Origin of the sequence: Limnospira indica PCC 8005, from assembly GCF_000973065.1 — a bacterium.
Classification (GTDB): Bacteria; Cyanobacteriota; Cyanobacteriia; order Cyanobacteriales; family Microcoleaceae; genus Limnospira; species Limnospira fusiformis.
The window spans coordinates 1,841,979-1,862,476 of sequence record NZ_FO818640.1; the positions used below are offsets into that span (position 1 = coordinate 1,841,979).

14 protein-coding genes, 1 tRNA gene and 4 pseudogenes are annotated in these 20,498 nt (G+C 46.9%); 8 read left to right on the forward strand and 11 right to left on the reverse strand.

Annotation, left to right across the window (positions count from 1 at the left end):
• Positions 1-478: 478 nt before the first annotated feature.
• Positions 479-1,149 (forward strand): annotated as a pseudogene (locus XZ46_RS32035) (IS1 family transposase); the annotation flags it as partial.
• 698 nt (positions 1,150-1,847) lie between these two features.
• Here XZ46_RS32035 and XZ46_RS32045 read toward each other — a convergent pair.
• The 3 genes and pseudogenes from XZ46_RS32045 to XZ46_RS08135 all read right to left on the reverse strand — a co-directional run bounded on the left by XZ46_RS32045 (position 1,848) and on the right by XZ46_RS08135 (position 5,053).
• A protein-coding gene (locus XZ46_RS32045) for an IS630-like element ISAtsp1 family transposase (protein ID WP_108614981.1) occupies positions 1,848-2,722 on the reverse strand; the annotation gives its coding sequence in 2 pieces (ribosomal slippage) (positions 1,848-2,395 and positions 2,395-2,722; 876 coding nt in all).
• A 65-nt stretch (positions 2,723-2,787) separates the two neighbouring features.
• Positions 2,788-3,321: pseudogene (locus tag XZ46_RS08130) on the reverse strand (IS630 transposase-related protein); the annotation flags it as partial.
• Between the two features lie 1,348 nt (positions 3,322-4,669).
• The gene (locus XZ46_RS08135) at positions 4,670-5,053 is read right to left on the reverse strand and encodes a hypothetical protein (RefSeq protein ID WP_008053270.1); all 384 of its coding nucleotides are present in this window, start codon (positions 5,051-5,053) and stop codon (positions 4,670-4,672) included.
• A gap of 31 nt (positions 5,054-5,084) precedes the next feature.
• Here XZ46_RS08135 and XZ46_RS34080 point away from each other — a divergent pair, with 31 nt between their 5' ends.
• A complete protein-coding gene (locus XZ46_RS34080; protein WP_157234464.1) occupies positions 5,085-5,255 on the forward strand; it encodes a hypothetical protein in 171 nt (56 codons plus the stop codon).
• Between the two features lie 1,853 nt (positions 5,256-7,108).
• Here XZ46_RS34080 and XZ46_RS08140 read toward each other — a convergent pair.
• Positions 7,109-8,758, reverse strand: a complete 1,650-nt coding sequence (locus XZ46_RS08140; RefSeq protein WP_048895005.1) for an IS1634-like element ISAtsp2 family transposase — start codon at positions 8,756-8,758, stop codon at positions 7,109-7,111.
• A gap of 998 nt (positions 8,759-9,756) precedes the next feature.
• Here XZ46_RS08140 and XZ46_RS37315 point away from each other — a divergent pair.
• The 6 genes from XZ46_RS37315 to cynS all read left to right on the forward strand — a co-directional run bounded on the left by XZ46_RS37315 (position 9,757) and on the right by cynS (position 14,409).
• On the forward strand, positions 9,757-10,725 hold the full coding sequence (locus XZ46_RS37315; protein WP_251077539.1) for an ABC transporter substrate-binding protein: 969 nt from the start codon (positions 9,757-9,759) through the stop codon (positions 10,723-10,725).
• A complete protein-coding gene (locus XZ46_RS37320; protein ID WP_251077541.1) occupies positions 10,686-11,366 on the forward strand; it encodes an ABC transporter substrate-binding protein in 681 nt (226 codons plus the stop codon). Before XZ46_RS37315 ends, XZ46_RS37320 begins: the two co-directional genes overlap by 40 nt.
• Before the next feature lie 144 nt (positions 11,367-11,510).
• Positions 11,511-12,326: a nitrate ABC transporter permease gene (gene ntrB, locus XZ46_RS08150; protein ID WP_006620530.1), complete on the forward strand. Its 816-nt coding sequence runs from the start codon at positions 11,511-11,513 to the stop codon at positions 12,324-12,326.
• Entirely contained in the window at positions 12,326-13,195 is an 870-nt protein-coding gene (locus XZ46_RS08155; protein ID WP_006616530.1) for an ABC transporter ATP-binding protein, read from the forward strand. The genes ntrB and XZ46_RS08155 overlap by 1 nt, the downstream gene beginning before the upstream one ends.
• Before the next feature lie 10 nt (positions 13,196-13,205).
• Positions 13,206-13,637 carry a nuclear transport factor 2 family protein gene (locus XZ46_RS08160; protein WP_006620528.1) on the forward strand — a complete coding sequence of 144 codons (432 nt, stop codon included), beginning with the start codon at positions 13,206-13,208 and terminating at the stop codon, positions 13,635-13,637.
• A gap of 331 nt (positions 13,638-13,968) precedes the next feature.
• Positions 13,969-14,409 (forward strand): cyanase, encoded by a 441-nt coding sequence (gene cynS, locus XZ46_RS08170; protein ID WP_006620526.1) that lies wholly within the window; start codon positions 13,969-13,971, stop codon positions 14,407-14,409.
• 78 nt (positions 14,410-14,487) lie between these two features.
• On the opposite strand, the pseudogene XZ46_RS32055 reads toward cynS, so the two are convergent.
• The 7 genes and pseudogenes from XZ46_RS32055 to XZ46_RS08205 all read right to left on the reverse strand — a co-directional run bounded on the left by XZ46_RS32055 (position 14,488) and on the right by XZ46_RS08205 (position 20,454).
• Positions 14,488-15,550, reverse strand: a pseudogene (locus XZ46_RS32055) (ISKra4 family transposase).
• Between the two features lie 213 nt (positions 15,551-15,763).
• Positions 15,764-15,970 (reverse strand): annotated as a pseudogene (locus XZ46_RS36395) (IS1 family transposase); the annotation flags it as partial.
• 1,110 nt (positions 15,971-17,080) lie between these two features.
• Positions 17,081-17,154: transfer RNA gene (locus XZ46_RS08185), tRNA-Met, on the reverse strand.
• Positions 17,155-17,198: 44 nt separating this feature from the next.
• Positions 17,199-18,152: an asparaginase gene (locus tag XZ46_RS08190; RefSeq protein WP_006669933.1), complete on the reverse strand. Its 954-nt coding sequence runs from the start codon at positions 18,150-18,152 to the stop codon at positions 17,199-17,201.
• 22 nt (positions 18,153-18,174) lie between these two features.
• Positions 18,175-18,675 (reverse strand): CGLD27 family protein, encoded by a 501-nt coding sequence (locus XZ46_RS08195; protein ID WP_006620520.1) that lies wholly within the window; start codon positions 18,673-18,675, stop codon positions 18,175-18,177.
• 22 nt (positions 18,676-18,697) lie between these two features.
• Complete coding sequence (gene rsfS, locus XZ46_RS08200) at positions 18,698-19,138, reverse strand: ribosome silencing factor (protein ID WP_006620519.1); 441 nt, start codon at positions 19,136-19,138, stop codon at positions 18,698-18,700.
• Between the two features lie 77 nt (positions 19,139-19,215).
• Positions 19,216-20,454: a glycosyltransferase family 4 protein gene (locus tag XZ46_RS08205; RefSeq protein WP_006669932.1), complete on the reverse strand. Its 1,239-nt coding sequence runs from the start codon at positions 20,452-20,454 to the stop codon at positions 19,216-19,218.
• Positions 20,455-20,498: the final 44 nt, after the last annotated feature.

The following is a 20,498-nucleotide window of genomic DNA, read 5'->3' on the forward strand; positions in this document are numbered from 1 at the left end:
GTGGTGCATATAGCTCTGAACATCGAAGTAGAAAGCAGGTCTCTTGATTCTGCTCCTTTGACAAATAGGGTATCCACACCAGGAGCCGTGTGATGGGAAACTATCAAGCACGGTTCTGAATGGGAGAGGGTGAAGGTGACTTCACTCTCGACCCCTAACCCTTTAAGGGGAAAGGATGTGATTGAAAGCTAATGCCTAACTGTAATAGTTAGGATATGCCCACTAGTCACGGTGTGGATATAGAGACTGCGACAACTAAGAGTGTTTATGACGAGAGCGAGTTAATGACTACGTGGTTGTATATAGCTCCGAAAGTTGAGGTCATAAAGCAGGGGGTTGTAGCCCTGTTCCCAATGACAAAAGGGGTATCCACATCAGGAGCCGTATGAGATGAAAGTCTCAAGTACGGTTTGGAATTGGAGTTGGGGAAGGCGACTTCCCTTTCGACCATAACAAAACCGACTCGGGTTCAATTTCCATACCTGCCTGCCCAACTTGTACATCTACCCACACCGTCAAAAATGGACGGATTCACAACGGCAAACAACGGTTCAAGTGTCGTGATTATGGACGACAGTTTGTTGAACACCCCCACCAAAAAGGTGATTGACCAAGAAACACGGTCTCTGATTGACCGTTTGCGGATGGAGAGAATTCCCCTTGCCGGAATAGCACGGGCCGTCCAAGTGTCTGAGCCCTGGCTGCCAAACTACGTCAATCAGAAATATGCCTCTGTGCCCCGCCAAGTCCAGGTGAGGCGCAAAAAACGGGAGGTTAACGATTCAATGTGATGAATTGTGGTCATTTGTCAACCATAAAGGAAACAAACAGTGGATTTGGTTAGCTCTCGACGTAAAAACCCGTGAGATTGTCGGTGTTGACATTGGTGCACGGGATGAAGCCGCAGCCCGCCAATTGTGGGAGTCATTGCCCCCAGTGTATCGCCAATGTGCGGTGGCTTATACAGATTTCTGGGGAGCCTATGAGGCTGTTCTACCGAGTAAACGTCATCAAGGGGTTGGGAAGGATACAGGTTTGACCAGCTACATCGAAAGGTTTAACAATACCTTGAGACAACCAGTGTCTCGCTTAGTACCCAAGACCTTGTCCTTTTCCAAGTGTTTGCAGAATCACATTGGTGGCATTTGGTATGTTATGGTCGAAAGGGAAGTCGCCTCCCCCAACTCCAATTCCAAACCGTGCTTGATACTTTCACATCACACGGCTCCTGATGTGGACACCCTATTGTCAGTAGGAACAGGGCTACAACCCCCTGCTTTGTGACTTCAACTTTGGGAGCTATATACAACACGTAGTCTTTAAACTCGCTCACGTCATAAGCACTCTTACATCATCGCAGTCTCTATATCCACACCGTGACTAGTGGGCATATCCCAACCATTACAGTTAGGCATTGGCTTTCAGTCACATCCTTTCCCCTTATAGGGTTAGGGGTCGAGAGTGAAGTCACCTTCACCCTCTCCCATTCAGAACCGTGCTTGATAGTTTCCCATCACACGGCTCCTGGTGTGGATACCCTATTTGTCAAAGGAGCAGAATCAAGAGACCTGCTTTCTACTTCGATGTTCAGAGCTATATGCACCACGTAGTCTTTAAACTCGTCCTCGCCATTATACTCTTACTGACCGCAGTATCTATATCCCCACCGTGACCTGTGGGCATATCCCCACCATGACAATTGGGCTTTAGCTTCTGGTCACATCCTTCACCCTCTAAGCATGCGCTTACATTTTTCACTACTGCCTTGTGAATAGCATTACTCACTGGTTTATAGGCAGAGCATTAGAGGGGTTACAACGTTCCGATTATAGCATTAGTCAAGGTGGTTAGGACGCAGCTTTGAGAACGGAATCCATGGCATCATGGAGAGAATCAAACTGCTCAATGCAGTGGCGAATACGGGCTTTCAGCCACGACCAACATTTCTCTATCTTCTTGAGGTCTGGCGAATAAGGTGGTAGATAGAGTAAACGGCATTGAGCTGCCTCCACCAGTTCAGCAATCCGCCCCCCTTTATGAAACGTTGCATTGTCCAATACTAGAGTCTGACCTGGCTTCAATGTTGGAATTAAGATGAACTCCAACCACAACTCAAACACTGTCCGATTACAACAACCCTCAAAGCTAAAGGGAGCTAAGAGTTGTTGATGACACCATGCGGCTATCATACTTACCCTGCCCTGCCTCTTCCCTGATTTGAGTGCATGGAAGCGTTTTCCTTCCTCGCAGTAACCATAAGGGTAATCCGAGTCCTGACTATTCATGCCGGCTTCATCGAGGTAGACCACTTCTTCCGGCTCCATCTGTTCAATCTGAGCCATAAACTCCTCTCGCTGTTGCTCATCACGTTCTTGGTAGCCGTAAGTTTTTTTCTGGTGAAGCCAATTTTCTTCAAGGCTCTGGATATGGTGCGAGGAGAGATGTCGTCATCCCAAAGTTCAGCCATTTGAGCTGCTGTTTTGTCGCCATGCTCTTGGGCAAAAGCCTTGAATTTTTGCCAGTCGGTAATTTTGTGGTTATTGCCAGGTCGGTGATGAGGTTTAGGGAGGAAGTCTCCGGTCTGTGCTTTTCTTTGCAGCCAGAGATTAATGGTGTTCCTGCTGACATGGAAAACTTGACTGGCTTCTGTTTTGGGCATACCGTCTAGTTCAATGGCATCAATAACTTTTTGTCTGAGGTCGTAACTATAGGGGGCTGGCATTTTGGGTCTTCTTAGTCATCTCGTCCTCTCCATTATACGTCCTAAGTGTTCTGTCTTGTGCTATAGCTCACCCTGTCCTGCCTCTTCCCTGATTTGAGGGCATGGAAGCGTTTTCCTTCCTCGCAGTAACCATAAGGGTAATCCGAGTCCTGACTATTCATGCCGGCTTCATCGAGGTAGACCACTTCTTGTGGCTCCATCTGTTCAATCTGAGCCATAAACTCCTCTCGCTGTTGCTTCCAACGTTCTTGGTAGCCGTAAGTTTTTTTTCTGGTGAAGCCAATTTTCTTCAAGGCTCTGGATATGGTGCGAGGAGAGATGTCGTCATCCCAAAGTTCAGCCATTTGAGCGGAGGTTTTGTGGCCATGCTCTTGGGCAAAAGCCTTGAATTTTTGCCAGTCGGTAATTTTGTGGTTATTGCCAGGTGGGTGATTAGGTTTAGGGAGGAAGTCTCCGGTCTGTGCTTTTCTTTGCAGCCAGAGATTAATGGTGTTCCGGCTGACATGGAAAACTGGACTGGCTTCTGTTTTGGGCATACCGTCTAGTTCAATTGCATCAATAACTTTTTGTCTGAGGTCGTAACTATAGGGGGCTGGCATTTTTGGTCTTCTTAGTCATCTCGTCCTCTCCATTATACGTCCTAACTTTCCTGTCTTGTGCTATATATGGGCATTCCATCGTTAGATTTGTCCTCTCCGCCGGGGTACTTTTAAAGGTCTGTGTAGGTAGTCGCACGAACCCCCTACTTTTCCCCTTGCCCTTTTGAGCGCAGCGTGTCAACCTATTTCGCTGCTAGTGTATTACGATGGTTCAAGTCGGACATTCGGTCTTGCTAATCATAGATGGTTGGCAGTGGTCGCGTCTTGGTAGTAGGTTCTACCTCACGCCTTCCGTTCCCCGCTTCAATCCTGGAGTTATGATTTCCAAAACTGGGGGTGGCTATCGCCGTTACTCTCTACTCCCTGATTTCTCAGTTCGTTTATGACCTTGAGTTCCCTGCCTTGCTTAGTTCCCTAAGCGTCGGGACATATAACCAGTTATGAGGATGGTCAGGAGAGGTCTCCTTATATCCAGATTCGGAGCTGGAATCCTCACCGGGTAGTTATTTCGGGCATTTCAGCCCTATTTCATACCCGAACGTCTCGCACCATGCGCTTACACTTTTCACTACTCTACGAGATGTGCTCGCAGAGAGCCTAATAGGGGTTTAAACGTTCCGTCTATATGGGCATTCCATCTTTAGATTTGTCCTATCCACCGGGGTACTTATAAAGGTCTGTACAGGTAACTGTAAAATATCCCTGTTGTTCCCCATGCCCTTTTGAGCGCAGCGTATCAACATATTTCGCTGCCTAGTGATAACGATGGTTCAAGCCAGACATTCGGTTTCCCTAATCTCCTGGATGGTTGGCAGTGGTCGCGTCTAGTAGTATGTTCTACATCACGCCTTCCGTTCCCCGCTTCAATCCTGGGTTTGTGATTCCCAAAACTGGGGGTGGCTATCGCCTTTACTCTTTCCCATAATCGCCCCAAGTGGATTTTACTCCTCCTAAGTTCACCTGGACGGTAAATTTGGCGATTTCTTAAAATGGGATTGACCTTGAGTTTCCTGCCTTGCTCGTTTTAAGCCCGAGTGTCGGAACATATAGACAGTTAAGGGGTAAACTGGGTTGATTCAGTCTATCTCCCTCTAGGAGGTTATTTCAGGCATTGCAGCCTTATTTCACTCCTAAACGTCTCGCACTTTATCCATCACTACAACGCATCATTACCTCTTTAGCACTACCCACCCCGGAGCGGCTCCCCCACCAGTTGCTTTCACTGAACACTAGTAAGCCACTGCCGCCTAGGACCGAGCGGTATTTGGAGCCCGCGCCCGCGATCACCTTTCCTGAACACTAGTAACTTTCGTTTTGGCGCGCGGCGATTACGAGAGGAGCGCCACCACTAAACTTCACTGAACACTAGTAAGCCACTGCGCCCAATAACCTGGCATCCCCATAAGTCAACCCCTCTTGTGCGAAGCACCCAGTAACTAGGCATCCCAACCAAGGCACGCCAAGGACTATCCGCGCCGGCGATCGCACGAGAATCTAAAAAACAGAAAACCTTGCCTCCCCACAAATCAACCGCCTCTAAAAACCAGCCAACCGCACCTCCCCACAAGTTAGCCCAAACCAGCCAACTGTCCGCGCCGGCGATCGCCCTACCTCTCAACTCACCCCGACTAAGGAGCATTCCAAAACCCGCCACCCGAAAAGCGATCGCCTCAAGCTCCCCCCATTGGCGGCGGCGGAACCCACCCACCCACGGTATTAAGGGCTTGGTCACAAAGTTAAATTCGTTCCGCTACGCTCCACTCATGGATTTTACCGCTGCGCCCTTAATCCCTCCCCCAGCGCCGCCAAACCCCCCGCCACCCGAAAAGCGATCGCCCTACCTCCCTACCAGATTAGAAAAACAGTCAACCGTCCGGAAAAGCGATCGCCTAACCTCCCCGGTAATCTCTAAACTGCAAATACTTTCACTTTAGGAAAATCTCCCCGGTGTCTCTAAACTGGTTATGGTCGAAAGAGAAGTCACCTTCCCCAACTCCAATTCCAAACCGTGCTTGATACTTTCACATCACACGGCTCCTGATGTGGACACCCTATTGTCAGTAGGAACAGGGCTACAACCCCCTGCTTTGTGACTTCAACTTTGGGAGCTATATACAACACGTAGTCTTTAAACTCGCTCACGTCATAAGCACTCTTACATCATCGCAGTCTCTATATCCACACCGTGACTAGTGGGCATATCCCAACCATTACAGTTAGGCATTGGCTTTCAGTCACATCCTTTCCCCTTATAGGGTTAGGGGTCGAGAGTGAAGTCACCTTCACCCTCTCCCATTCAGAACCGTGCTTGATAGTTTCCCATCACACGGCTCCTGGTGTGGATACCCTATTTGTCAAAGGAGCAGAATCAAGAGACCTGCTTTCTACTTCGATGTTCAGAGCTATATGCACCACGTAGTCTTTAAACTCGTCCTCGCCATTATACTCTTACTGACCGCAGTATCTATATCCCCACCGTGACCTGTGGGCATATCCCAACCATGACAATTGGGCTTTAGCTTCTGGTCACATCCTTCACCCTCTAAGCATGCGCTTACATTTTTCACTACTGCCTTGTGAATAGCATTACTCACTGGTTTATAGGCAGAGCATTAGAGGGGTTACAACGTTCCGATTATATGGGCATTCCATCGTTAGATTTGTCCTCTCCGCCGGGGTACTTTTAAAGGTCTGTATAGGTAGTCGCACGAACCCCCTACTTTTCCCCTTGCCCTTTTGAGCGCAGCGTGTCAACCTATTTCGCTGCTAGTGTATTACGATGGTTCAAGTCGGACATTCGGTCTTCCTAATCATAGATGGTTGGCAGTGGTCGCGTCTTGGTAGTAGGTTCTACCTCACGCCTTCCGTTCCCCGCTTCAATCCTGGAGTTATGATTTCCAAAACTGGGGGTGGCTATCGCCGTTACTCTCTACTCCCTGATTTCTCAGTTCGTTTATGACCTTGAGTTCCCTGCCTTGCTTAGTTCCCTAAGCGTCGGGACATATAACCAGTTATGAGGATGGTCAGGAGAGGTCTCCTTATATCCAGATTCGGAGCTGGAATCCTCACCGGGTAGTTATTTCGGGCATTTCAGCCCTATTTCATACCCGAACGTCTCGCACCATGCGCTTACATTTTTCACTACTGCCTTGTGAATAGCATTACTCACTGGTTTATAGGCAGAGCATTAGAGGGGTTACAACGTTCCGATTATATGGGCATTCCATCGTTAGATTTGTCCTCTCCGCCGGGGTACTTTTAAAGGTCTGTGTAGGTAGTCGCACGAACCCCCTACTTTTCCCCTTGCCCTTTTGAGCGCAGCGTGTCAACCTATTTCGCTGCTAGTGTATTACGATAGTTCAAGTCGGACATTCGGTCTTCCTAATCATAGATGGTTGGCAGTGGTCGCGTCTTGGTAGTAGGTTCTACCTCACGCCTTCCGTTCCCCGCTTCAATCCTGGAGTTATGATTTCCAAAACTGGGGGTGGCTATCGCCGTTACTCTCTACTCCCTGATTTCTCAGTTCGTTTATGACCTTGAGTTCCCTGCCTTGCTTAGTTCCCTAAGCGTCGGGACATATAACCAGTTATGAGGATGGTCAGGAGAGGTCTCCTTATATCCAGATTCGGAGCTGGAATCCTCACCGGGTAGTTATTTCGGGCATTTCAGCCCTATTTCATACCCGAACGTCTCGCACCATGCGCTTACACTTTTCACTACTCTACGAGATGTACTCGCAGAGAGCCTAATAGGAGTTTAAACCTACATTCCGCAGGTTGATAGGTAATTAACCGGATGCGTAGTAATAGCGCTCAACGGGTGGACCGAAGAGGTGAATAATCAATCGCCGTTCATCATTGAGATTGCTAATCTGCCTTTGCCCATCGAGATTAACCCAGTGGATTCCTTGAAACTTCTGCATAATCCAGCGAAAGGTCGGTTTAGCGGTGGGTTGTTGGCGTTGGTCGCGCACCGTTTGCTTCTGAGCATCTAGCGCCTGTCGCAGTTGGCGTTCGGCGAGGGTATACACCATAAGGGTTAGGGCCATGATGAGAGCTAAGGCCTCGACCCGCTGCGGCTTTTTGACAAAGACGCTACTGGCCAAGAAGAGGGGGTCTTTGAGGAAGCGAAAGCCTCTCTCGACGGTCTGTTGCCCTTTATATTCGCTCAAGCAGGTCTGAGCCGGCCAGAGGGATTGCTCCAGTTGATTGGTGGCTAGAATAAAGCGACTACGCTGACGGCTAAAGCGGTCTTCCGCCGTGGCGGTCTGCTGTAACGTGGCCTGGAGCCGATAGCCCTGAACTGGGGTGGGTTCGGCGGATTTGGCGGGACGACCGGGGGGTCGCTTGGCCCGCACCGTCTCCAGGGAGACCTGAGTGAGCTGATGCACCTCGAGTCCATCTTGAAACTGCATCAAGGCCTCGAGGGCATCGGGTTTGCAAGCAAAGACCCGCTGGGTCAGCTTTTTCAATTGGCGGTTGAGGCGGTGTTCGAGCTTCTCTAATTCGGGTTGCCAGAGGTCGGCATTGGCTTTGCGGGTTTGGCTTTCGACGAGGCGCCAGCGCTGGCGCACTCCGGCATAGGTCTGCTCAATCTCCCACATCCGGTAATCCTTGGAGTTGCAGGGGACTTCAGTCAGTCGGGTGACATCGCTGTGCACCAGCTCTTGAGCCGCTTTTAGGGTCAGCGGCACCCGTGATAGCCACCCCGTGGTCTCCATCTGCTGCAGATTGGCTGCTGTGTAAAAGGCGGCATCCATCACAACGATACCGTCGCTAGTCCATTGGTCACCAAACGCCTTGAGCACCTCTGCAAACTGCTGAGTGTCCTGTTCATTGCCACTGGCCAACTGCAACCATAGCGGCACGCCACCGTCGGCGGCACAGACTAGAGTCATCAAAAACTGTTTCAAATCTGGACGATGGTCTCGGGAATAGCCTCGACACAGCCGAATTGGGCTGGGTTCTGCTGATGTCTCACCGGGGGGAGCTGACTCAAGTCCTACCTCGGATTTCCCCTTCGAGCACCGCTGATACTTCCCTTCTACTGAGATCGAGGTGGCATCGAGATGACGCTGTTGAATATCAATTCCAAATCGTTCCACAGCCTGGAGCGCCACCTGGAGAAAAAATGATGTCGTCCCTTCTGCGTAGAGTTCATCCAACACTCGACCTAAGCGGTCGTCATTCAAGTGACGAGCCTCTACCCCTTCCCCGAGCAGATGAGACACCGCTTTACTCTCAAAAAACTCGCTGAATAAATACAACGGTGCACTGAGAAAGCCTAGGGCGTTCAAAATCATGGCTTTAACCACTTGTCCGGCACTCACATGCTCCAAGCTATGAGGTTCAATCCGCTTATCCGTCAACTCGACCAGGCCAAGTTCGTCAATCACTCCAGCCACTAAACCCAGATGGTCTAAATTTTTAATCTGCATCGCCAGAGCCTACCGCTCGAAGGAACCCTTTCTAGCCTAGACTAGCACCATATCTTTTATTCCCTGTCAACCTGCGGAATGTAGGTTTAAACGTTCCATTTATATGGGCATTCCATCTTTAGATTTGTCCTATCCACCGGGGTTACTTATAAAGGTCTGTGCAGGTAATACTAAAAACTTCCTGCTTTTCCCCTTGCTCTTTTGAGCGCAGCGTGACAACCTATTTCGCTGCCTACTTATGACGATGGTTCAAGCCAGACATTCGGTTTCCCTAATCTCCTGGATGGTTGGCAGTGGTCTCGTTTTTGGTGTTAGGTTAAACCTCAGAGCCTTCCGTTCCCCGCTTCAATCCCGGGTTTGTGATTCCCAAAACTGGGGGTGGCTATCGCCGTTACTCTCAACGCAATTGTTAAGGAATCATTAATATTTCCAGTTGGGCGTTTTGACCTTGAGTTCCCTGCCTTGTTTTGTATATTTCTATACCAAACGTTGGGACATATAAACAGTTATGGGATGGTCAGGGTACGAGTCCCTTATATTTCACCAAGGGGTGAAAGTCCTACTAGGAGGTTATTTCATGCATTGCAGCCTTATTTGACTCCTAAACGTCTCGCACCAAGAGGTTGCACTTTATGGAAACAGAATGGCCGCGGTTATCCTAAATAAGGGGATTGCCTAACCTGTTATCCGCAAAAAAAAAGCGAGCGAGCTAACAAACGCCCGCCCGCAAGCCACTACAGCGCCCAAACAGAGAGCGGCCAGCCCCGCCCGAACTGGCCAGCCGGCAACGAGCCAACAAACACTGGACAACTAACAACAAACCAGCACCCGCACCGCCGAACAGCCAACGCACCAGCGCCAATTTTATATTGGTTAAATAAAATGGTTGAGCGCAAAAAAGGGAAAAAACTTCAGGTAAAAGTATCTATTGATACAGTTCATGTCGGAGAAAAACAGTTTAATGCACATGGTCAGTTTATCTACTCACATGTATAATCATGAAATTCGCAAAGACGGTCTTATCTCAGCGAGATGAATGGAAAGGAGTAGAAAACCTTTGTATTAAATGTGGTAAATTTCATCCAAGTCAATCTCATTGGGAATTCATGGAAACCATGCCCAGTGATCCTTTGCACATGATCAATGACTTGACCAAGATGGGAGTATATAAACCCCAAACATTTGGTATTGCCGATGCTCTGAGTACCGCCGAACTAAGAAAAGAGTTATTTTTGAAAATGGCGGGTAAAGGTAATCCCAAGCGTGAAAAATTGGTCTTGGAATTAGCAAAACAAGCGGGAGGTTTGGATAATGCCTTTTCTGCCGCCTTTGGAGCAAAATCTGGGCAGTTTTTTGGGGATGCCATCCGTAATGGGGAAGTAAGTCGCCGTAAGTTTTTACAAAATATTGCCATCGGTGCAGCCCTTGTTACCCTGGTAAATGCTTGTGGGGATACGGTAATTGATCCTGATGATCCTCCCCCAGATGTATCGGATTTGGAAAAAACAGATTTACGAGTGGGCTTTATTCCCATTACCTGTGCAACTCCCATTATTATGTCTCAGCCTTTGGGCTTTTATCAAAAACATGGTCTAAATACTCAGAACGTCAGAATGCCAAGCTGGGGAGCGATAAGAGATTCCGCCATTGCGGGGGAATTGGATGCTTATCATATGTTAGCCCCCATGCCCATCGCCATGACTTTAGGATTAGGCTCGGCTACCTTTGGAGTGAAACTGGCTAGTATTGAAAATATTAATGGTCAAGCCATTACCATAGCCGACAAGCATCGGGGTAATGTCAATAAGCCAGAAGATTTTAGAGGCTTTGTTTTGGGTGTACCTTTCCCTTATTCAATGCACAATTTACTGCTCAGATATTATCTTATCTCGCCACTGGTGGTATTAATCCCGATACTGATGTTACCATTCGCTCTGTACCTCCCCCAGATAGTATTGCCCAGCTAATTGCTGGAGATATTGATGGTTTCTTGATGCCTGATCCTTTTAACCAAAGAGCCGTTTTTGAAGGGGCAGGGTTTATTTATAAACTTACCAAAGATCTTTGGGATGGTCATCCCTGTTGTGCTTTTGCAGCCAGTGATACTTGGATAAACGATAATCCTAATACTTTCCGAGCTTTGAATAAAGCAATTATTCAGGCAACGGATTACGCTAGTGAGTCAGGAAATAGGGAGGAAATTGCCGAGGCTATTTCTGGTAGATCTTTCCTTAATCAACCTGTGGAGGTGGTTAAAGCCGTATTAACGGGTAATTTTGAAGATGGTTTGGGTAATAGTTTTAATGTACCCGATCGCATCGATTTTGACCCCTATCCTTGGCAGAGTTTTGCTAACTGGATTACGTCTCAGTTAGTCCGTTGGGATATTTCAGGAAATGGTAGGGCAGCCCAATTGATCGCTGATGGTAGTTATGACGAAATCGGGCAGGATGTGTTTTTAACGGATTTAGCGAGGGAATTGGCTCAGGAATTAGGACAGACTCCCCCTGATGATATTTATCGCACGGAAACCCTGGCTTTGGATGAATTTAACCCTCAAGATCCAGAAGGCTATATACAGGCTCAAATTGATGAGTTTGGCTTCTAGGAGTTTATCCTCCCTAGCCCCTTAATAAGGGGGTAATGAATAGTTACTTATCAATTCCACAATTTTTTGTGGATAGGGGGGTAAAACTAATGCAGAGTTTGCCTTGTTGTTTTGGCAAGAAAGAGAACACTAATTGCAGTCAAGATGAATATTACTCAAGACAATAAATTTAAACAATTCTTAGAAAATGAAAACATAAAAGCGCTGGGGATATTCCTTATTTCCCTCGGCATTTTTCTCTCATCGTGGGAAATAGGGGCAAATCTGGAACTATTTTCCCAAGGAGTACCTACCGCTTCTCTGACTATTAAGGAGTTGTGGTGGTGGTTGACTAATCCTTTTTTCAATAATGGCCCTAATGATATGGGTATTGGTTGGAATTTATTGATTAGTTTGCGACGGGTGGCAATCGGTTATATTATGGCTTCGGTGATTGCCGTACCCTTGGGCATTTTAATCGGTATTTCTAAAATTGCTGCGAAAGCGTTTAACCCCTATGTACAGTTACTCAAACCAGTTTCTCCTTTGGCTTGGTTGCCTTTGGGTTTATATTTATTCCGAGATTCCGAAAAAACAGGTATTTTTATTATCTTAATCAGTAGTATTTGGCCTACCCTTGTCAATACAGCTTTTGGGGTTAGTAATGTTAACTCCGATTATCTTGATGTGGCGAGAACTTTGGGTGCTTCCCGTTGGCGCACTATTTTTAAGGTAATTATTCCGGCGGCACTACCTAATATTATTTCGGGATTAAGAATCAGTATGGGTATTTCTTGGTTGGTAATCGTGGCGGCAGAAATGCTTTTGGGCACAGGGTTAGGTTACTTCATCTGGAATGAATGGAATAACCTATATTTACCTAATATTATCGTTGCCATTATCATCATCGGTTTGGTGGGTTTAATACTTGACCAAATTTTTATCTTCCTTGAAAATCTTGTTTCTTTCGGTAAAAAATAATGACTGTATCTAATCAACCAGAATATTTAACTTATCTTGAAGCCCCAGATACTGTTCAGGTATGTTTAAGGGGAGTATCAAAGGTATTTTCTACTAAGCATGGCTTATTTGGCAGTAAGAAAAAAACTTTTGTCGCCCTTGAAAATATCAATCTCAATATTGAATACAATAATTTTGTCAGTATCATTGGCCCTTCGGGTTGTGGTAAATCTACTTTATTGAGTATTATCGCTGGTTTAACCTCGGCAACCACAGGCTCGGTAATGATGAACAAAGAACCCATCACAGGGCCGGGGCCTGATCGTGGTATGGTGTTCCAAAATTATGCCCTCATGCCTTGGATGACGGTGGAGGAAAATATCCGCTTTGCCCTGGAGACGGTTTACCCGAAAATGTCTCCTACCAATTTAAAAAGAATTGTAAAAGAGCATTTACAAATGGTGAACCTGGAAGGGGCGGCAAAAAAACATCCCCATGAGTTATCAGGGGGTATGAGGCAAAGGGTAGGGATAGCCAGAGCTTTGGCTATTAATCCTGATATTTTGCTGATGGATGAGCCTTTTGGGGCGCTAGATGCTCTAACTCGTGGTTTTTTGCAGGAAGAAATCGAGCGAATTTGGGAAGAACATCGCAAAACTGTAATCATGATTACTCACAGTATTGATGAGGCTTTGTTACTGTCTGATAAGATTATTATGATGACCAAAGGTCCGGCGGCCGGTATTGCTCAGGTGTTGGATGTGCCTTTTCCTCGTCCTCGCAATCGTCTTGAGGTGGAAGAACATCCCGCCTATCATGATTTGAAGGTGGCGATGGAGGAACATTTATACCGAGAAACTCGCGCCGTGGAAGAAGCGAGGGTGGCTTAGGAAGGTGATTATGGTAACTGAATCTAAACCCCCTTTTCCTCCTTTTACCCTAGAGACGGCGACTCAAAAGGTCAAGATGGCTGAGGATGCTTGGAATATCAGAGATCCTGAAAAGGTTGTTTTAGCTTATACGGTTGATTCTCAATGGCGCAATCGTGATGAGTTTTTGTCTGGTAGGAAGGAGATTAAGGCTTTTTTGTATCGTAAATGGGCAACGGAGTTGGATTATCGTTTGCGTAAGGAGCTATGGGCTTTTACGGGCGATCGCATTGCGGTGCGGTTTGAGTATGAGTGGCATGATTCATCTAACCAGTGGTATCGTGCCTATGGTAATGAGATGTGGGAATTTGCGGAAAATGGTTTGATGCAATATCGATTTGCGAGTATCAATGATCTGGCTATTGCTGAATCGGATCGTAAGTTCCTTTGGGAAAGGGATTAGATCCTTGTCTGTTCCCCGCAAATTTGGGGCTAGATCCCCCCCCAACCCTCTTAATAAGGGGGGAGTCTCAACAAAACAATTAATTTATTTATGGTAGTCCTTTTGAATTGTAAGATCAGATCTCCCCTTACCTCCCTTAACAAGGGGGCAATGAAGGCTAATGGTTTACAAGTTTGGATAATCAGTTATATCAAAAGTCGGGGTTTTTGCCCCCTAAATCTCCTAATTCTGGGGGTTTCCACTATTGCTATTTATCTGGACTCAATATTACAAGTTATTTAGGACTACCATGTTTACCAATCAAAAAATCAACAAATAAGGAGAATTTTAAATGACTGCACCTATTACTGAAAAATTATTGGCTGCTAAGAAAGCAAGAGGCGTTAGTTTTACTGAGTTGGAGCAACTTTTAGGACGGGATGAGGTTTGGATTGCGTCAGTGATTTATCGTCAGGCGAGTGCGGATGAGGCTGAAGCCAAAAAGTTGGTGGAGGCTTTGGGTTTACCTGCGGAGTTAGCGGATGAGTTGACTGTGCCTCCTCTCAAGGGTTCTTTAGATCCTGTTATTCCTTCTGATCCTCTGATTTATCGTTTTTATGAAATCATGCAGGTGTATGGGATGCCTATAAAAGAGGTAATCCATGAAAAGTTTGGGGATGGTATCATGAGTGCGATCGATTTTACCCTCGATGTGGAAAAGGTTGAAGATCCTAAGGGCGATCGTGTCCAGGTGATTATGTGTGGTAAGTTCTTACCTTATAAGAAGTGGTAGCACTAATTAAATAGATGGGTGCATCTCAATTAGGAGATGAGTATAATTACTCAGGGCAAAAATCTACTCTTACCCTGATTAAGCAGCTAACGCGCCATTTAGGTAGGCACAGGGATGCCTCAACACCTTCGGCACATTCTCCCTTCGCCATTGTGCCCCCGGCAACTTCACCCTCATCCCAATTTGTTTCACCAACGACTCCACCCGACCCCAACCAATCGATTGCCCCGCTTCCTGCCCAGCCTGGTAGTCTATAATCCTAGTCTGGTGATGCTTTAAGTAATTGATAAACCCCGTCGCTCCCCGACATGGCTCTGGGCGTAGATACTCAATTGCCTTCTGGGTCTCTCCTCGCCATAGCAGTGCTCGCATCTGCGACTGTTGAGCCGGTGTTCCTTGCACCTTGTTGGCATTTTCCATTATTAGATACCAATCGAGCACTTCCATCCGTTGCTGTGATGTCCCCATCTCACTGACAATGTTCCACACCCCCTCATGACCATCTCCAAGACAGGTAAACTGCTCCCCTAGGGGTTGGGCATTCACCCCACTCCAGTAGTCCTTGATTATCTTTAAAGAACGCTACACCCCCTTGCTCATGAACATTTAACCCTTTGTATTCTCTCCACTCACAGGGTTGACTCTCCTCAGTGGGCAGGCGAACCATTCCTCCATCTAGGCTCAGTTCCGTGTGGGGGGTCAGTTATCTCCACCTCACACCAGTCCTCTCGCTGTACAAGGCGTTGGAGCGTACTGTGGGAGATGCTCATCCCGGTCAGTATCGTGATATCCTCTTCGGCTCGTTGGTAAGCGTTATTAGCACTAACGAGCAAGCAACACTTCTCAAAGTATGGACTCCAACGAGTCCCTGGCTTCACTTGCAGTTGTTGACCTTGAGCGGTAGTGAGGGTGAGTTTACCGAGGATACTGGTCAGGGTGAGTTGTTTTCCGCTGTGGCGGTCTGTTGCCTGGTCGATAAAAAAACTCCTAGTTGAGGCAAGACGTGTTCTTGAGTAAGAGCACGAACACTCTTCTCAATGGCTTCAAGGGCGGTGAGTTCAGCAGGGTTAGCTTCGCTGTAGAGAATGGCCGCAATCGCGTCAAGGTGTTGCTGGAGTTGAGCTGGTTTCTGAGAATCCATGAGTAGAGGGAGGGTGAGTGGTGCTTCGCTCATTATGTAGGGCTGTGGGTGAAGGTTGCACTAAGTACAATTACTCATTTCTTAACTGAGATGCACCCAACGTGAGACTATTTGAGTAGGGGTCGAGAGAGATGTCGCCATCTCCCCCTCCCATACAAAACCGTGCTTGCGAGTTTCCCAGCACACGGCTCCTAATTTGACGGTACTGGTCACTTAAGGTGGCAAGTCTCGAAAGCTCCTCAGAGAAAGCCTTGGGCCAACACTCACCGCTCGTGAGGCGAAACCGAGCGCCATGGCAGGAGTCTCCCAACTCGACCATCGCGGTCTAACCCAATTATGGATTAAACGCTGTACCGAGAGTGCTCGCTCGAGTCCTGATGGCGTTTTGGCGTAGAGATTTTGTCGGCGTCGAAAGGCACTATAGCATTAGTCAAGGTGGTTAGGACGCAGTTTGATTCTCTCCATGATGCCATGGATTCTGTTCTCAAGGCTGCGTCCTAACCGTATTGACTAGTGCTATAGAAGATAAAAAGCAATCACCCCATCTCCCAATCAACAGAGATGATATTGATGATGATGGTTGGCGTAAGCCCTAACACCTAACAGCCTAACAGCCTAACAGCTAACCACATACCCCAATAACTTAATCACCCCCTATGGTTTCTGACTGTAGGGGGTGTCTATGTATTTTTTGCTAACAGTCTAACTGCAACAGTCTCATTAAATGTCAATTTTTTCATTAGGTCAAGTGCCAACAGTCTAACTGCAACAGTCTAATTACGGGTTTATATGAATGCTTACCCTATCATGTCCAGATAATACCCAGAACTACTTTACCCCTAACAGATAGCTTTACCTACAACCTACGACTAAGATTTTTGGGTAAGGTGATTATGTTGGTATCGGTTTCCGCACGGGGTGATTGCCAACAAAGATTGGAGACTTGCTGATAATTATGTGGGTATCGAGTCCCATCCCGGTAATTGTCACCAGTTGAAAAGTTGTTTGGGGGTATCGGGTTGGAGCCGGTAGATGATAGCCCATAGTTTCCCCTCACCGGAGATTATGAATCAGACCCATAGATAACCGGATAGGCGATCGCCACCATACTTTCATAATCTGATACTGAAAGGCGGTCTGATATCTTTGTACGTTGATTCCCTAGCGGGTTCCCCCCTACGGCTACCTACGGCTATCGTGTTGGCTTTGAAACATACCCTCCCCCCATAACCGGAACAAGCACTATTGGGGAAGTGACCGCCGTGATAGCAGTCAATGGTGACGAACGAACCGATAGGCTTGCCCTTGACGGGTATCACAAGGGAACCACCCTATCAGCGTCCGGTTATGGGAGTGATATGGGTATTTGACAGATTGATTAAGTTGTGCTTGTTGACTGAGTAATCATCCTATTGAGAGAATTATTTTCCTGTGTTAGGACTAGCTTATGAGTAATATCTGAGTAATTAGGTAGGATAACCATTATAGGCAACTCCCGCCACAGTAGATATATCAACGTTTTCGGTTTAATAGCGGGGAGCGGATTTGAACCACTGACCTTCGGGTTATGAGCCCGACGAGCTACCAGACTGCTCTACCCCGCGCTGTATGAATACAGTATAAACCAACAGCGGAGAAATTGCAACCCCTAAATCATAATTAATTCTCCGCTAACCTCTAAGCGCTTAAAATTATTGAGACTCATGAACTTATCAGCGAGGTTTTCAGCCATTGTGGGAGTAATCCAACCCATCTGAGTGAGTAGATGAATAGCGATCGCATATTTAGCACGATTCGCCCCATCCATAACCTTAATCGCCAATCCCATACCTTCACCGACCCGACCCACGCACTGGACTCCCTCAGCCCCAGACTTACTGATGAGTTCCCCTTGTGTTAATCGCATCAATTCGGTATCAAAATGTCCCTCACAGGCGACAAACTCGGGGTGATGGGTCATAGATCGGACAATGCGTTCCATGTCCAAATTATCACCGGAAGCCAACTGAGCATATAAAGTCGCGATCTGAGACAATTCCATCTGATAAGTTGGGGCTCCGCAATCATCCCTAGCGCCGACAAACTCATCTCCGGGAATACCCAAAAGTTCTCCCAGCTTGGAGATAATCAATTGTTGCACGGGGTGTTTACGCTGTAGATAGGTCTCCAAAGGCCAGTGACGTTGACGACAGACGGCCAGCATTCCGGCGTGTTTCCCAGAACAACCATGTTCAAGGGGGCTACGTTTACCTTGAGGAATAGGGCATTGTAGATGAGAAGGGTCAATATCACAGCGCCACAGAATATTAAAGGCTTGTCTAGCCTGTTCAATCTGTCCGTGATGGGAACTACAAACGATCGCCAAATCACGGTCAGTCAAATCATAACGTTCTAAAGTGCCAGTGGTAGTAATTGCCAAAGCCTGAAAGGGCTTCAAAGCCGACCGAACAAAAGTAGAAGTGTCTGGACTACCAGCCAGAAACAGAAGTTTACCCCGGTTATCACAAACGGCGGCTTGAATGCGATGGACGGCTTCTGTAATCCCCTCGCGCAACAATTTAACTTCCAATTCCGCTGTGTGTGTACGTTTTCCCCTTGTCATATTTTCCGAATCAATAATAATTTTAAATGCCGATCCAAATCATCCCTCCCATAGCCACAACCAACCCTAAACCATAGCAGGTTTGTTGAAGTCGGTATAGGAGGGGTTGCACCTGATGGGTAATAATTAACCGGTCTTGGGTGATAAATTCAGGAGTTTTTACCCAAGTTTGACCGTCATACCATCCCGACTCCTCATAAAAAACCGTTGGACTAATTAAACGCGATCGGATATACCACCATCCCAAATACAACCGCAGCAAAACCAAGGCCAGAAACAGAGTGGAACCTGCGCCCGCACTCAAAATAAAATGGACAGGACTCCGTTGGGGGGCAAAACTAGCAGCCGCGACGGGGGCAAAAATTACACTGGACCATAGCCACACAGTTGCTAACTTGCCCAGATATTTCGGCCATGGTAATGTTACCCAACTAAAAAACCAAGATTCTTGGAGTTCCTGATATTCATTGATGGGAAGTTGTTCTGGGGGGACGGGGCAGACTGAAACAGAAACCTTTCTCATAAGTATTTTTAGGGCTTAGGGTTTAAGTCAGTGCAGACCAGCTAATTTTTTCAGCATGACCCCAGAAGGCTTCTAAATTATAGAACTCTCGTTCCTCTGGTAGCAAAATATGGATCATGACATCACCATAGTCTACCACTATCCAAGAACCTTCGCTTTGACCATCAATTCGCAGCGGTTGTCGCTGGTTTTCCTCTTCTACTTTCTGGATAATGGCTTGATGAATGGCCCTAACCTGAGTATTTGAGAACCCGGTGACAATCAGAAAGTAGTCTGCTAAGTAGGAAACTTCAGTAACTTTCAGCAGTGTAATGTTGTCGGCTTTGCGATCATCAGCAGCGATCGCCGCCGCGATCGCTGTAGCTAGGGTGGGGTCATCAACCCGACCCGTAAGGGTAGTAGACCCATCTGGTGCATATTGACTATGGCTATTATTAAACATTAAGCGATAAAATTCCCCCATTAGTGACAGGTTGGACGGATGCGATCATTCTAACAACTCGAATGAAGATCCGGTGTGCAGGTATCCGGTGTTAGCTGTTAACGAGAGTTGCTGACCTCGGTAAATAGGGCTTCATATTTACTCAAAGCTAAATCAAAGCTAAATTCTTCCTCGGCGAACTTACGGCCCTGCTTACCCAAGGCCTCGACTAAGTGGCGATCGCCATATAATTTCAAGACCGCATCAGCCATAGCCTGGGGATCTTCCGGGGGAACCACCACCCCGCCGCCGCTTTTGATGACAGCCACCTTAGCCGTCCCAGTATCTGGAACCGATGCCACGATCGCCCTACCACTAGCCAAAATCACGGGAATTTTTGAAGGTAGATTAAACGCCGTGACATCTCGTTTTTGCACCACCAAACCCACATCAGCCGCCGCCAACATTTCCGGCAATTTTTCCCGGGGTTCAAAGGGTCGTAATAACACATTATCTGCCTGATGAACCTTACATAACTCTTGGAGATTTGCCAAAGCCTTAGACTCCCCTACAATCACAAAAGCAATGTCACTAATATGCTGAAGTTTAGCGGCTGCTTTAATCACAGTATCCATCCCTTGAGTTAGGGCAATATTGCCAGAATAAAGCACCACGAATTTATCGGTTAATCCGTGGGCTTGCCTAAAGGGGTTGTTTTCTTTAGGCAAAGGATGAATAAACTTGGTATCCACCCAATTAGGAATATAGGCAATTTTATCGGCGGGGACACCTTGCCGTAATAAATTATCCCTAAATCCCTCAGCGATTACACTAACTCGACTCACATTTTTATAACTTAATTCTTCGACTTTGCGGGCGGTCTTCAACACGAAGCTATCCCCCTCAACCAACTTAACCCGCATGGCTGCTTCCGAGACCATATCCTGAAGATTTAACACGACCGGGCAGCGTCTAATGTTCGCATATACAGCCACAGGCAAAGATACAAGTAACGGGGGAATTGTGGCAAAAATCACGTCAGGTTTCCAGCCTTTAAATGCTTGTACAATACTGGTAGTAATAAAACTCCCATCTAACATCAACCTAGCTTTTAAGCCTGGTTTAGGTCCTTTAATCCAAATAAAACTCCGCTGAATTTCTACGCCATTTCTCTGTTCAGTCAGATAAAATTTACCCTGATATTCTGGATAAACGCGACGTTCTGGATAATTAGGCATTCCGGTAACTACCCGCACTTGATGACCCCGTTTAACTAAACCTTCAGCCAGTTCAGTCATTAAGGGAGCAATACCAATGGGTTCAGGATAGTAGTTGTAGGAATAAATTAGGATCCGCATAATTTTCAGCTCATTTTGAGGAAATAAATTCAACTATCTTCATC

Bases quoted from the DNA above. Each gene is read 5' to 3' on its own strand.
- XZ46_RS34080 (WP_157234464.1), top strand. From the start codon at position 5,085: ATGGATTTTACCGCTGCGCCCTTAATCCCTCCCCCAGCGCCGCCAAAC.
- XZ46_RS08140 (WP_048895005.1), bottom strand. From the start codon at position 8,758: ATGCAGATTAAAAATTTAGACCATCTGGGTTTAGTGGCTGGAGTGATT.
- XZ46_RS37315 (WP_251077539.1), top strand. From the start codon at position 9,757: ATGAAATTCGCAAAGACGGTCTTATCTCAGCGAGATGAATGGAAAGGA.
- ntrB (WP_006620530.1), top strand. From the start codon at position 11,511: ATGAATATTACTCAAGACAATAAATTTAAACAATTCTTAGAAAATGAA.
- XZ46_RS08155 (WP_006616530.1), top strand. From the start codon at position 12,326: ATGACTGTATCTAATCAACCAGAATATTTAACTTATCTTGAAGCCCCA.
- XZ46_RS08160 (WP_006620528.1), top strand. From the start codon at position 13,206: ATGGTAACTGAATCTAAACCCCCTTTTCCTCCTTTTACCCTAGAGACG.
- cynS (WP_006620526.1), top strand. From the start codon at position 13,969: ATGACTGCACCTATTACTGAAAAATTATTGGCTGCTAAGAAAGCAAGA.
- XZ46_RS08190 (WP_006669933.1), bottom strand. From the start codon at position 18,152: ATGACAAGGGGAAAACGTACACACACAGCGGAATTGGAAGTTAAATTG.
- XZ46_RS08195 (WP_006620520.1), bottom strand. From the start codon at position 18,675: ATGAGAAAGGTTTCTGTTTCAGTCTGCCCCGTCCCCCCAGAACAACTT.
- rsfS (WP_006620519.1), bottom strand. From the start codon at position 19,138: ATGGGGGAATTTTATCGCTTAATGTTTAATAATAGCCATAGTCAATAT.
- XZ46_RS08205 (WP_006669932.1), bottom strand. From the start codon at position 20,454: ATGCGGATCCTAATTTATTCCTACAACTACTATCCTGAACCCATTGGT.